We start from the raw sequence: 12,841 nt of genomic DNA, 5'->3' as shown, positions 1-12,841 counted from the left end.
ATAGCTGATATGGCACATGAAATAATGTTCCTTATGTATTTCAATAATCCTTTAATACAATAAGATGTTCTTCCGTTATCCCCAAAACATCATAAACCTTCTGCAAAGTCGATTCACGTACTTTTGTATCTCCACGTTCAATTCGACTTACCGTCTTCTGTGTCACATTTGCCTGTACGGCTAATTCAGACTGCGTTAGTCCAACTGACATTCTTTGTTTGAAAATCAATTGACTACGCTTTTCGGCCATTACTTCTAACGGAGACTTACCTCCAACATTCTCGTCTTTTTCATAAAAATCAACAGTAACCATACGCTCCACCCCTAAAAGAAATTGTGTATTAACGATTCTTTTTAGCACTTTAAAGTTGATTTGCCCCCGCAATAAGTAGATATACTCTATGATGTTTTATAGTCACTAACTGATGAAAATCAGCTAGCGTCATGAGCAATTTTCTCTTCTAGCTTCTTCTGTAACGTAGCTAATTGTTCTTCAAGAAGATGCGTAAATTCTTCTCTTCCAGCTTTACCTTTAGCCGTAATATAAATGGGTTCACCATAAATAAGGTAGCCCTTTTCACGGGCAAACACTTCATGCGGTGTATTCGGCCCAATATATGCAGCTGGTACAATGGGTGCTTTTGATAATTGAGCAATTGTAATCGCACCTTGCTTTAGAGAGTTTCCTTCCGCATTTCGTGTTCCACTTGGGAAGATCCCTACTACTTCACCATCTTTTAACAACTTCATTGGTACTTTAATTGCGCTTGGGCCTGGATTATCGCGATCTACAGGAAAAGCATTCATCTTCGTAATAAACCAGCCTAATAGCTTATGATCAAAAAGTTGCTTCTTAGCCATGAAGTGAATAGGTTTCGGGTATATAGAAACACCAAGATTCAAAATATCAATCCAACCTGTATGAGTACAAGCTATAACATAACCACCCTCTGTTGGCACATGATGCTTGTCAAAAACTTTTACTTTATTAAATAAACCTAAAAATTTCACTACAAAAAGACCTACAAATCTATACACTTTTCTACTCCTTACTTACTCCATTAATATCTATCTTCAGCGATATTCATTTACTACGATTGTTACTATTTTGAAGAGCCCTAATATCCTATACTAGAGATAGTATCTACAAAAGAAATTTTATTCAAACAATAGCAACGAATAGGTGGCTCATACATTGAATCCATAATTCTACTTTCCCCTACCTATTATTGTAATCTATATTTATAAAATTTGTAGCCAATGTACAAAAAAATGTAAAAATTAATTGTTTTTTCAAACATTTTAAGTTAAACGAGGTATTTTTATGCGAAATCGAGCTGCAACAGTCATTACAAGAGAAGAAAAAGTAGCTTTATTGAAAAGAAATAAAGGTCATGGTATATATTATGTTTTCCCTGGGGGCGGAATCGAACAAGGCGAAACTACTTAGCAGCAGCGCTTAGAGAAACATTTGAAGAGCTAGGTGTCCAAGTCAGGCTAGGAGAATTGCTCACAACTATTCCATTCAATGGTATACAATATTATTTCATAGCTCAAATCATAGATGGCAAATTTGGCACTGGAAATGGAGAAGAATTCACAAGTTTTTCAATTGAAAGTGGTACAAAATCAGCCGTAGCGTTGTTAAAGTCATATAAGAAATGTTAATCACAATGATTAGTAAAATCATTTCAACTATAGTTTTCAACTCCTAGTCGCATTCAGCATAGATTCTTTACATATATTTATAGTTCCAGAAAAATAGATTTATATACTTAAAAATGAAAGAAGCCACTTGTAAAAAAGTAGCTCCTTTCATTTCGATAATTTATTTAAATGGTTTTGTGATGTATCTCTTGGACAAGTTTGTGGACAAGTTGTGGAAAACTACTATTCAATGTAGTAAATGTATACCCTGCTGATTCTGCTTTTAATGTCTCCATATACCATGAATTTGGAATATTATAAGGAGAAACATTTGCCTGTTCCACTTCAGCTGAAACAATCGCCTTTTTTCCGACTTCTTCTTCAATAATTTCTAACATTTCAGCTAATGAATAAGTGCCTTTTAGTGTCGCATTTATTGGCCCAGTAACATGCTCTAGTCCGACCCATCGTAAAAAAGAACCTGCTTCATCAGATGAGATAAAGGACATACGTGCTTCTGTATTAACGATTCCTATATCTTCTTCATTTTTCACATGATCAACATGGAAAAGTAATCTTTCTGTATAATCCTCTTCGCCAATTACAATTGGGAATCGAATCGCTGTTACCGAAAACGTTGCTTTTTGGAAAAATACAGCTTCTGCTAAACGCTTTCCTTCCCCATATGAAAATGCATTTCGATCTCCCATTTGAATCGGATAATTATACGGATCGAAATCTTCTTCTATTTTAGCTACCCCATCTGCTGGATAAACAGATAATGTCGATGTGAAAATATAATGGACTACATTTTTATCAAAGATAGCACAAGCTACTGCTGCATCATCTGGTGAATAACAAATATTATCATATACAATATCCCATTGTTCATTTCCTACTGCTGATTTAAGCGCTTTTGCATTGAGTCTATCTACTGTAATTTGTTTTACCTTATCACCGAATGGGTTGGCTAAATTTCCACGTGTAGCAATTGTTACATCATGTCCATCCTTCACTAATAATTCAACTAATCTCTTGCCAAAAAAACGAGTGCCACCTAATACTAAAATTTTCTTCATAATCTCTCCCCCTTATGAAACAAGAAATTTCTACCATTCTTATTTTATCAAATATTGCGTCATTTATATATTTTTTTACCAGAGCAAAGCCCCCTGTACATTCTGCACAGGAGGCTAGTTATTATCTTTCTGCAACGGTAATACTACCATTATCTGTTTTTAAGAAGATTGGTAATAAACCATTCCCCAAAATTACTTTTTTCGTCTTCTCACCGAAAATTATACTTTTACCCATATCTTTTTTAGTCTGAATCGTAGCATTTCCTGGTTTTTCTTTTACGTATAATTGAATGCTTCCATTGTCAGTTACCAATGAGATAGGTTTAGTGATAATAGGGATAAAAGCTTCAATACAACCATTATCTGTTTCTGCTTCAATGGTACCTGTTACTTCTTGTATGTCAATTCGACCATTATCTGTTTTAACCTTAACCTTCTCTGTTTGTACATGATGTAACTCTATACGACCATTATCCGTCTCACCCGTTAATGTCTTGCATTGAACATCCTTTAGTGTAATACGACCATTGTCAGTTTCAACATGTAAGTTGGTCGCGGCACTATCTGTTAATAAGATTCTGCCATTATCCGATTCAATATGCATTAGAACAGCATGTAATTGCTCTGCTTTTGTCGTACCATTATCGTTATCAACGCGAATCATATCATACATACGTTTAGGTAATTTAATCGTCACTTTAGGCGCGTTTCCAAATGTTAAAATAATGCCAAATGCGAACCACTTTTTCTTCTCTTTAATAACGATTTTCAATGTATCTCCGACAATATCCATTGAAATCAGTTTATTGCTTAGTTGTTCTTTCATATCCACATATGCGCGATCATCAGGTGATGGAATAATATCTAAGTCTGCAAAATCAGCCTCTATACTAACTTTCGTAAAGTATTCCCCTTTAGGCTGTTCCTCCGTTACCTTCATATCTTCTTCACCATAGGCCTTCAATAATTCCTCAGCAATATGTGATGGAGTACCAAGAGCATCTATGATTGCAGTATCCGATTTCCCTTCACTTCGACCATTTGAAAAATACTCACGGAAATCACGAATAATATCCTGTCTTTCTTCTTGCTTTAAACAATCCAACTCTTTTTCTAGTGCTTGTAAATAACGTTCCTCATTCATTTTATATCCCCCTCATGGATTAAATGATTTACTCCAGTGATAAATGAATCCCATTCTTGACGTAATTCTTCTAGATAAGTTAAACCCAGCCCTGTAATCTGATAATACTTACGTGGCGGTCCTTCCGTTGATTCCTTTAAATAAGTGGTAAAGTAGCCTTCCTTCGTGAGACGGCGAAGCAATGGATAAACAGAGCCTTCGGAAATTTCAATTTGATGTGAAATAGCCTGCACTAGCTCATATCCATAATAATCTTGCTTTTCAAGCAAAGCCAATACACATAAATTTAAAACACCCTTTTTAAACTGAACGTTCATTTAGCTTCCTCCCTTCACTACTGTTTATTATTCAGTACTATAACATATGTCTATTATTCATTGCAAGGTACTGAATTTAACAAAAAAGCTACCTCATTCATGGTGAGATAGCTTTTGTAACAGTTATGCTTTTTTATTCGAGTCTTGCTTTGCCAAAAATATAAAAAGTCCTATTAAGCTAATGATGTTCAAAGTCGTGCCGCTAATTAGTAATATCCATTGCATCGTCAAAGGTAAATTACGTGTCATACCAAATGTGATACTAAGAGAGCCGACAGCGATTAACACCATGTATAATGGTAAACCTTTTAACAAATTACATCGCCTCTTTATTTGAAAATTTCAGTCTTATTTATTTTGATAGTACCACGATAAATATGAATCTGCTACAAAAAGAAATTAATACTTCACAACAATATACTCCGTAATTTTTGTTAAAGTAATTACCTTTCTTTTTGATCAACGAATACACCTTTTTAACATTATTTATTGTACAGCCGTCTCTAAAAGTCGAAATTCAATTTTGTTATCATTTGCTTGGATTGACGCTGGAATACCGTTTGGTAAAATGCACATTGGATCCGTGTGCCCAAAGTCAGCGTTATAAACAATCGGAAAATCAAATCCTTCTGTAGCTCGTTGTAAAATAGCTTGCAATAACCCATTATCATGATCTTCCCCAAAACCTACCGATGGATGGAAACGACCTATGACTAACGCAGAAATTTTATCGTATATTCCCATATGTCTGAGTTGTGTAAAATAGCGATCAATTGATTCTGGACACTCACCTTCATCATCTTCTAAACATAGAATTGCTCCATCCACATTTGGAAAGTATTCTGTTCCTGCTAAAAGCAACATAACCCCAACATTACCTGCAATAATCTTACCCATGGCTTCTCCCTGATTGAAGATTTGCATACCCGAGTTAATTTTTTTAACGCGCTCCCTCGTATCTTTCTTGTCCCAAGATAATGACTCCGATACACGGTATGACGAGCTATTAATCTCAACAGTATCTAACTCAACCAGTGTTTTTTGAAAATAATCATTTGTATAATCCATCAATCCATTGAATTCACCGAACTGAGGTAAAATTGCTGGTCCTAAAAATGTAACGAGTCCTGTTTTTTCATAAATAGCACTATGTAAAGCCGTAATATCACTATAACCCATAAAGATTTTTGGATTATTTTTTATCAATTCATAATCAATTTTGTCTAATAGCTGATGTGAACAAGTTCCACCAATTGTTGTAATGATTGCATCGATATTCGGATTACTGAACATCTGATGTAAATCTGCCAACCTTCCAGCTACTGATTCTGCCATATAATGCTCAATTTCGCTCGCATGCCCACCGACAACTACGTGATATCCCATTCTCTCTAGAGCTTTTATTCCTCTTTGGAAACGTTTTGGACAAAGCGCAGCTATACCTGAGGATGGTGCAATAATTCCAATTGTACTACCTTCTTTTAATCTGTTCGGTTTAATAATAGTCATGAATATAACCTCCTATCTAAACACTTTTATTAACTTTAATACGAAATTTTTAAAGGCTGCCTTGGCAGCCTTTTTAAGGTCAATATTTAAACCCACTTAAAACGATACCCTGTTTATTCACCTGAATAAATCGGCCATCTTCTAAAATAATCTCCAGTGGATAACTTTCTGCTTCTTTCGTCGAAAAATACCATTGTCTCTTTGTAGGACCTAATAAAAGAAAGGCACCTTCCTCCCTTTTGCCTAAAAAATTCAAAGCATTAGGATTTAACGGTTCCTCGGTTAATACGATGCCATGTTTTTGCAATTCATTACCGACAGTCAAAGTATCATCTGTTGTAATATTTATTTCACTAATATTTAATAGATTTTTCGCAGAAAAAGAACTGGTTAGTTTTGTTTGTGGAGAACTGCCATAACGTGAAATGAGCTCAACAATATTCCCCGAAGGATCTTCGAAATAGCATGAGTAAGCCTTAGCTGATTCAAAATGTACCTCATCATTACCCTCTTCATCATTATTTAAAAATACTAACTGCATGATCCATTTTTTAGCTTCTATAAACAAATTACCAGGTACATTGAATGCAAAATGATAAAATGGAGTACCTTCCGCTTCATATTCTTTAAATTCTAAAACACTTGTACCAACAGCTATTTCAAAACAATTAGTACTTTCATTTAAAAGCTCAAAACCCAATTTTTCTACATAAAAACCCTTTGTTTCTTCTAAATTAGAACTTTAGAACTATGCAAATTTATTTTTTGAATAATCATTCCAGTCCCTCCAATCGATACTTTCAGCATACTTGAATAATATCGTTGAGTTATACCATCAATTGGATGAAATCTCTTTCCTACTATTGAATGAGAAAGCTACTGCTAAAGTGCCCTATGAACAACGTAGCAATGGCTTTAGAAAAGCATTTCCAAAGCTCCGCCACCCACTTTTCATCTTCCAACGCTTGTGGTAATAGTGCGAGTGCGAACGAAATACTCGCCAACTATTCCTAAACAAAAAAACTGTGCTACCTATCCTTTACAGATTTATAGCACAGCATGTATTATTACTTTTTCTTTTGTTCTTTTAAAAAAGTTTCATATAGCGGTTTTAGCGTTTTTGAATTGATGTCCATATTATTTTCATATGCGTATTTCACTGCATATCCGAGTGCAATTGTCATTCCACCTGCTACACTAGCACCTACTACAGTACCTGCGCCTGGTACGAATTTTACAATTTGTCGGAAGATTGTTTTGCCAACATTTCCAACAATCGTTGCGATAATCATTTCTTTTGCCTTGTCTTTAGAGATAGGCTTTCCATAAAGCGTAGATAATTTCAGCATCATCCCTACTTGCAGAGTTGTTAGAGGGACAAAATCAGCTCCGGGAATCGGTACTGCGCCAATTGCCGCTGCCGATGCACCCGCGCCTAAAATCCACTTTTTCGCAGTAGCTGACTTATCGGCCATATGGGAAGCCATCAAGATATCTTTTTTTTTGACCTCTAAAAGTTCAAGTATCTTCTCTTGTAACATAGACATATTTTCACCCGTGCGAGAAGAAATCGGTGTCACGGGATACTCATAATTTGTATGATCTTGTACATATTTCACAAGGCTCGGTATATCATCAGCTGCATCAATTTTATTGAGCACTAAAATTATGTCTTTATTTACCGCACTTATTTTCTTTAGTGAAGCAAGCTCAGTTTCCGAAAGTACAGTACCTGCTGCATTAAGGAAAAATAACACGACATCTGCTTCATGGAAGAAACTCATCGTTATATCAGAGTTTTCACTTTTAATATCATCAAGTCCTGGAGTATCGACGAAAACAATTTTATCTTTGTATATATACTTTCTAATTTGTTGTGTTTCACCAGGGTTTGCGCCTACTGGTGCCACATCGTTACCCATTAATTTGTTTACCGTTGAGGATTTTCCGGCATTTACATCACCTATCATGGCTAGCAAAATTTCCCGATTCAGTTGGGCATTAATTTCTTCTGATTTTTCTTCAAAAATACGATCAAATTCTGCATCTGTAAAAGGTTGATTTGAGTTCATCTGTTATAACCTCCTGAAGGCTGGACAATAATTCTCATATTTTAAAGCTATATCAGACCTCTTAAAAATGCAAACTTTTTACTTTTCTGTACTTTTGAATGCTTGTTTTATAAGTACTTTTGAAAAATCACCCATATGTGCAAACCGTGTATCTTTCGTCTGACCATTATAATAACGATAATAAATTTGCTGACAAATGACGGCTAATTTAAAATAAGCAAAAGTTAAATAATAATGGATATTAGATACATCTCGTCCACTCTTTTCAGCATATCGAGCTATAAATTCCTGACGTGAATAGAATCCTTCTTTTACCGTAATCGGTGGCTCACCTAAACCATATAACATCATAGTTGGATCATCCACATGCATCCAATAACTAAGTGCTACCCCAACATCTGCTAACGGATCGCCCACTGTAGTCATTTCCCAATCAAATAGTCCGACCATTTCCTCATACTCTTTTGAAAACATTGCATTATTCAACTTATAATCATAATGAATAATTGTCGATTCACTAGATTGAGGTATATGCTCAATTAGCCATGTTGTTAACTCATTAACTTCTTTTATATCAGACGTTTTCGCCTTGTCATAACGACTAATCCATCCACGAACTTGTCTCTCCATAAAACCATCAGGCTTTACCATTCCTGTAAGTGCTGTCTTTTTATAATCAACTGCATGTAATGCCACTAACTGATCAACCATCAATTCAGATACTTTACGTGCCATCATGACTAGGTCTGTCGTACCTTCAGGAAATTCTGTGTCTAAGACCACACCTAGTCTTCTTTCCATAATAAAGAAAGTGCTACCGATAATCGTCATGTCATCTGAATAAATAATCGGCTTTGGAGCAACAGGAAATACAGGGTGCAATGAGGACAGCACTTTAAATTCTCGCTCCATATCATGTGCCTTCTCTGCCACAGGACCTAATGGAGGTCTTCGTAATACGGCCTCCCATTCTCCAATTGTAAGCACATATGTTAAATTAGAATGCCCTGTACCAAACTGGCGAACCACAAGATTCCCTTCAGGTAAACTCTTTAAATTGGCATGTAAAAACATTTCAAGTTTTTTAATATTCAGCTCTTCACCACTACGCATAGGTATCGTATCTTGTACCATGGAAAAACCTCCTAGCTTTGAATGCCCTGTAAAATAAATGCCGTGTATTGAGTTGCTAACTGCTTTGAAGTGATATCTCCATCAGAATCAAACCACTCATAGCTCCAATTAGTTACTCCTAAAATTGCAAACGCCGTAAGCTTTGGCACGAGTCCCACTTTAAACTCTCCTATAGCCTGACCCTGCTCAATTATTTCCTCAACTCGTATACGGAATAAACGGCGCTTCTCTTTCACAATAACAGCATGATCTTCACTTAAATGACGCATTTCTCTAAAATAGACTCGTGCATAAGAACCTTGCCGTCCAATATCAAAAATAAGCATTTCTACAATTCTAGTAAGTTGTTCTGTAAAACTGCCTTCACTTTTTATAATTTCTTGCTGCCTAAGAAGTAAATCATCAATATAATACTGATGAATATCCATTAATAGCGCTTCTTTACTCGAGAAATAATAATAGAATGTCCCCTTAGTCACATTAAGCGCCTGTGTTATATGTTGAATTGATGTAGAGCTAAAACCCTTTTGCTCAAATAATTGTATACTCATTCGAATAATATCGTCTTTCACCTTTGTCAAAACCCCTTACTTAAATAACAGCGCTCATCCCACCATCAACCATCACAACATCACCCGTTACATAATCGGATGCCTTCGAAGCTAAAAATAATGCTACTCCTTTTAAATCTTCATCTGATCCTAATCGCTGTAGCGGAGTCGCGTCCATAATATAATCCATTCCACGTTCTATCAATACAGAAGACATTTTCGTCGGGAAAAACCCTGGTGCAATGGCATTAACATTTATATTATGCATTCCCCATTTTGCTGCTAAATCCTTCGTCAACGTAATAACCGCACCTTTACTCGTGTTATAGCCAACTGTATCCATAAAATCTGGATGCGTTCCAGCAACACCTGCAACTGAAGAAATATTGATGATTTTGCCAGACTTCTGCTCAATCATTACTTTACCAACAGCTTGGCTCATTAAGAATGTCCCATTTACATTGACATCCATCACCTTTTGCCATGCCTCATAAGGCATTTCAACAGCCGGCGCCCCCCATGAAGCACCACTATTATTTACTAAAATATCAATTGAACCAAATTGCTTCACAGTTTCCAAAACGATATTCTTCACATCATCGGGGTTTGTCACATCGCAGGCCAGTCCAATCGCACGCACTCCAAATGTCTTAAGCTCTTCACTCATTTCTTTACAAGCTGCAACTTTTCGAGAACATAGCACGACATTAGCTCCAGCCTCTGCAAAGCCTCTTGCAATTTGAACGCCTAATCCTCGTCCTCCTCCAGTGACAATCGCCGTTTTACCTTTTAAGCTAAACAGATCCATTACACTCATTACACTCTCTCCTTTACTTTAGAGACATGTTTTTTCAACTCAATTTTCGCAATTTGATTGCGGTGTACTTCATCAGGTCCATCTGCTAATCGCAAAGTTCTTGAGTTTGCCCATTGTGCTGCTAATGTAAAATCTGAGCTCACCCCAGCCGCTCCAAATGCTTGAATAGCACGATCAATGACACGGAGTGCCATATTTGGCGCTGTTACTTTGATCATAGCTATCTCAGCCTTCGCTTCTTTATTGCCAACAGTGTCCATCATGTAAGCGGCTTTTAACGTTAGTAATCTAGCTTGTTCAATATCAATACGAGATTCAGCTATACGCTCACGAATAACCCCCTGCTCCCCTAATGTCCGATGGAAAGCTGTTCTCTCCTGCACACGTATACACATTTCTCCAAGAGCCCTTTCGGCCGCTCCAATTAGACGCATACAATGATGAATTCGCCCAGGTCCAAGTCTTCCTTGAGCAATAGCAAAACCTTTGCCTTCACCCCATAGAATATTTTCTACAGGTATCCTTACATTCGTAAACGTCACCTCTGCATGGCCTTCGGGTGCATGATCATAACCAAATGCCGATAACATACGCTCAATTTTTACACCTGGTGTGTGAAGTGGTACTAATATCATTGATTGTTGCTCATGAATTGGAGCTAACGTATTTTTATGTTTCCCCATGAAAATGGCAACTTTACAGCGAGGATCTCCGCCTCCAGTCGTCCACCATTTCCGTCCATTTAATATATATTCATCACCATCTCGTGCGATACTTGCTTCAATATTAGTAGCATCACTTGAAGCTACGTCTGGCTCCGTCATCGCAAAACAAGAGCGAATTTCCCCAGCTAATAATGGTTCTAACCACTGCTTTTTTTGTTCCTCTGTACCGTATCGTACGAGTACTTCCATATTGCCTGTGTCCGGTGCATTACAGTTAAAAATTTCAGGTGCGATAAGTGAACGTCCCATAATTTCACAAAGTGGAGCATACTCTAAGTTAGTCAAACCAACCCCATACTCACTATCTGGCAAAAACAAATTCCATAATCCTTGATCCTTTGCTTTTTGCTTTAGCTCTTCCATAATTGGTGGAATCTCTGACCAGCGATTGTCTTGTGCCTGTAACTGTTTCGCATACACTTGTTCATTTGGATAAACAAATTCCTCCATAAACGCTGTTAACTTCTGTTGTAAAGCTATTACTTTGTCTGAATATGAAAAATCCATCACCATAAGCCCCCTTATTGATTAACAACTTACATACTAACCGGTCGGTATGTTAAATGACTGAAAATTCATTCATATTAAAACCATATCGTTTATATAAATAGATTGCAAGCATTTAATTAACAATTTTAGGTAAAAAAAGATACTTCATTAATTGCAGTAGCTTAAGATTGAATTCAAAAGGCAGTTTGATGGAACTCTTTCCAGCTACCTTTAATTGGTACCGTTCATGAATTGGGTTTCTCGTCATCTTTCCCCATCACCTCAAGTTAATCCTTTCTTTTAAATATAAGAATGAATGAGTAGATAGAAAAGTAGAAGGCAACATTTTATTAGTTTGGAGAAGCGTCCGCTCGACTCCTGCGGGGAAAGCGAGACAGTCGAGACCCTGCAAAGCGGCTCGGCGCTCGCCCGCGGAAAGCGAGTGGTAAGCTTCGGAAAACCTGATTTATTTCGTATACAAATAAAAAGACTGTAGAAAACTCGCTTTTTCCGATTGTCTACAGTCTGAAGTCTATTTAATTGAATGAGTCAATAGAAAATTAGAATGCAACATTTTATCGGTTTGGAGAAGCGTCCGCTCGACTCCTGCGGGGAAAGCGAGACAGTCGAGACCCTGCAGGAGCGTAGCGACGAAGCGACTCGGCGCTCGCATACTTGGAGAGTGCCCACCGAAAATCCTCAATTTCTGCCTTTGCGCAATGGCTGCATGTTCTTTTCTTTGGCCATCTCAATCCCTCATTTCATTCATTTTCATATATATTATGTATGTTATTGTATAAAAAAAGTGATAAATCTTTAAAAACCGTACAAAAAAAACGTATGAAAATATACATTTTTCATACGTTTTTTCATTACATAAAAATTCCCTCAACTCATTATGATTGAGGAGATAATCACATTAATTTCGTTTATATTAAATTGTGTGTACAATTTAACATTCAAGACCAGTATCAAAAGTTGGTATGATTCTCGTTGAAGTTACACGATGTTGTTGAACTTGTAACACTTTCACAATAACATCCATAACGATTTTTTCACGTAATGTTCCAAACTGACCTTCTGGTGCAACAGTAACTGGAGAGAAGTCAAGTTCAAAGAAATTAGCACCTATTAATTCCCCATATGGTTGTTCGTTGTATGTCACAGAATTTTGGAAGAAGTTTTTGTCCAATCGAGGTACTTCACCATTAGTGTCGTTTAAGAAATACGCTTTTTTACTATCAGAAACACCAATAACAGGGAAACTTAAGAATTCACCTGCTGTAATTTCAGCGAATCCAGAAAACGGTACTTCAACAATTCGATCTTGTAATACACCTTGACACGCATTAGTAGA

General features: G+C 36.6%; 13 protein-coding genes and 2 pseudogenes. 1 reads left to right on the top strand and 14 read right to left on the bottom strand.

All coding sequences use genetic code 11. From position 1 onward, the window contains the following. Window positions 1-40: 40 nt before the first annotated feature. Both ACQKMD_RS03880 and ACQKMD_RS03875 read right to left on the bottom strand, forming a co-directional pair. Complete coding sequence (locus ACQKMD_RS03880) at window positions 41-313, bottom strand: helix-turn-helix transcriptional regulator (protein WP_427749649.1); 273 nt, start codon at window positions 311-313, stop codon at window positions 41-43. Between the two features lie 119 nt (window positions 314-432). Then, the gene (locus ACQKMD_RS03875; protein WP_427749647.1) at window positions 433-1,038 is read right to left on the bottom strand and encodes a lysophospholipid acyltransferase family protein; all 606 of its coding nucleotides are present in this window, start codon (window positions 1,036-1,038) and stop codon (window positions 433-435) included. 286 nt (window positions 1,039-1,324) lie between these two features. Here ACQKMD_RS03875 and ACQKMD_RS03870 point away from each other — a divergent pair. After that, a pseudogene (locus ACQKMD_RS03870) lies at window positions 1,325-1,668 on the top strand (NUDIX domain-containing protein). A 164-nt stretch (window positions 1,669-1,832) separates the two neighbouring features. Here the strand turns inward: ACQKMD_RS03870 and ACQKMD_RS03865 are convergent. The 12 genes and pseudogenes from ACQKMD_RS03865 to ACQKMD_RS03810 all read right to left on the bottom strand — a co-directional run. Beyond that, window positions 1,833-2,726: an NAD-dependent epimerase/dehydratase family protein gene (locus ACQKMD_RS03865; protein WP_427749645.1), complete on the bottom strand. Its 894-nt coding sequence runs from the start codon at window positions 2,724-2,726 to the stop codon at window positions 1,833-1,835. A gap of 121 nt (window positions 2,727-2,847) precedes the next feature. Beyond that, entirely contained in the window at window positions 2,848-3,870 is a 1,023-nt protein-coding gene (locus ACQKMD_RS03860; RefSeq protein ID WP_427749643.1) for a DUF4097 family beta strand repeat-containing protein, read from the bottom strand. Beyond that, the gene (locus ACQKMD_RS03855) at window positions 3,867-4,187 is read right to left on the bottom strand and encodes a PadR family transcriptional regulator (RefSeq protein ID WP_427749642.1); all 321 of its coding nucleotides are present in this window, start codon (window positions 4,185-4,187) and stop codon (window positions 3,867-3,869) included. The genes ACQKMD_RS03860 and ACQKMD_RS03855 overlap by 4 nt, the downstream gene beginning before the upstream one ends. Window positions 4,188-4,310: 123 nt before the next feature. Next, complete coding sequence (locus tag ACQKMD_RS03850) at window positions 4,311-4,502, bottom strand: hypothetical protein (RefSeq protein ID WP_390393524.1); 192 nt, start codon at window positions 4,500-4,502, stop codon at window positions 4,311-4,313. 171 nt (window positions 4,503-4,673) lie between these two features. After that, window positions 4,674-5,696, bottom strand: coding sequence for a S66 family peptidase (locus ACQKMD_RS03845; protein WP_427749640.1), 1,023 nt, complete (start codon window positions 5,694-5,696; stop codon window positions 4,674-4,676). A 79-nt stretch (window positions 5,697-5,775) separates the two neighbouring features. Next, entirely contained in the window at window positions 5,776-6,396 is a 621-nt protein-coding gene (locus ACQKMD_RS03840) for a hypothetical protein (RefSeq protein WP_427749639.1), read from the bottom strand. Between the two features lie 367 nt (window positions 6,397-6,763). Continuing rightward, complete coding sequence (locus ACQKMD_RS03835; protein ID WP_427749637.1) at window positions 6,764-7,768, bottom strand: GTPase; 1,005 nt, start codon at window positions 7,766-7,768, stop codon at window positions 6,764-6,766. A gap of 78 nt (window positions 7,769-7,846) precedes the next feature. Further along, complete coding sequence (locus tag ACQKMD_RS03830) at window positions 7,847-8,902, bottom strand: phosphotransferase family protein (protein ID WP_427749635.1); 1,056 nt, start codon at window positions 8,900-8,902, stop codon at window positions 7,847-7,849. 11 nt (window positions 8,903-8,913) lie between these two features. Continuing rightward, window positions 8,914-9,474, bottom strand: coding sequence for a TetR/AcrR family transcriptional regulator (locus tag ACQKMD_RS03825; protein ID WP_427749633.1), 561 nt, complete (start codon window positions 9,472-9,474; stop codon window positions 8,914-8,916). Between the two features lie 19 nt (window positions 9,475-9,493). After that, window positions 9,494-10,270, bottom strand: coding sequence for an SDR family oxidoreductase (locus ACQKMD_RS03820; RefSeq protein WP_427749631.1), 777 nt, complete (start codon window positions 10,268-10,270; stop codon window positions 9,494-9,496). Beyond that, window positions 10,270-11,502, bottom strand: a complete 1,233-nt coding sequence (locus ACQKMD_RS03815) for an acyl-CoA dehydrogenase family protein (protein WP_427749629.1) — start codon at window positions 11,500-11,502, stop codon at window positions 10,270-10,272. The genes ACQKMD_RS03820 and ACQKMD_RS03815 overlap by 1 nt, the downstream gene beginning before the upstream one ends. Before the next feature lie 934 nt (window positions 11,503-12,436). Continuing rightward, window positions 12,437-12,841, bottom strand: a pseudogene (locus ACQKMD_RS03810) (CsxC family protein); the annotation flags it as partial.

Origin of the sequence: Viridibacillus sp. NPDC096237, from assembly GCF_050278625.1 — a bacterium.
GTDB lineage: Bacteria > Bacillota > Bacilli > Bacillales_A > Planococcaceae > Viridibacillus.
The sequence above is the reverse complement of the archived record's forward strand: the minus strand, read 5'-3'. Positions and strand labels throughout refer to the sequence as shown.

What these genes read in the sequence shown, in the direction of transcription:
- ACQKMD_RS03855 (WP_427749642.1), bottom strand. Translation starts at nt 4,187, where the DNA reads ATGAACGTTCAGTTTAAAAAGGGTGTTTTAAATTTATGTGTATTGGCT.
- ACQKMD_RS03815 (WP_427749629.1), bottom strand. Translation starts at nt 11,502, where the DNA reads ATGGATTTTTCATATTCAGACAAAGTAATAGCTTTACAACAGAAGTTA.
- ACQKMD_RS03860 (WP_427749643.1), bottom strand. Translation starts at nt 3,870, where the DNA reads ATGAATGAGGAACGTTATTTACAAGCACTAGAAAAAGAGTTGGATTGT.
- ACQKMD_RS03835 (WP_427749637.1), bottom strand. Translation starts at nt 7,768, where the DNA reads ATGAACTCAAATCAACCTTTTACAGATGCAGAATTTGATCGTATTTTT.
- ACQKMD_RS03820 (WP_427749631.1), bottom strand. Translation starts at nt 10,270, where the DNA reads ATGAGTGTAATGGATCTGTTTAGCTTAAAAGGTAAAACGGCGATTGTC.
- ACQKMD_RS03865 (WP_427749645.1), bottom strand. Translation starts at nt 2,726, where the DNA reads ATGAAGAAAATTTTAGTATTAGGTGGCACTCGTTTTTTTGGCAAGAGA.
- ACQKMD_RS03845 (WP_427749640.1), bottom strand. Translation starts at nt 5,696, where the DNA reads ATGACTATTATTAAACCGAACAGATTAAAAGAAGGTAGTACAATTGGA.
- ACQKMD_RS03880 (WP_427749649.1), bottom strand. Translation starts at nt 313, where the DNA reads ATGGTTACTGTTGATTTTTATGAAAAAGACGAGAATGTTGGAGGTAAG.
- ACQKMD_RS03830 (WP_427749635.1), bottom strand. Translation starts at nt 8,902, where the DNA reads ATGGTACAAGATACGATACCTATGCGTAGTGGTGAAGAGCTGAATATT.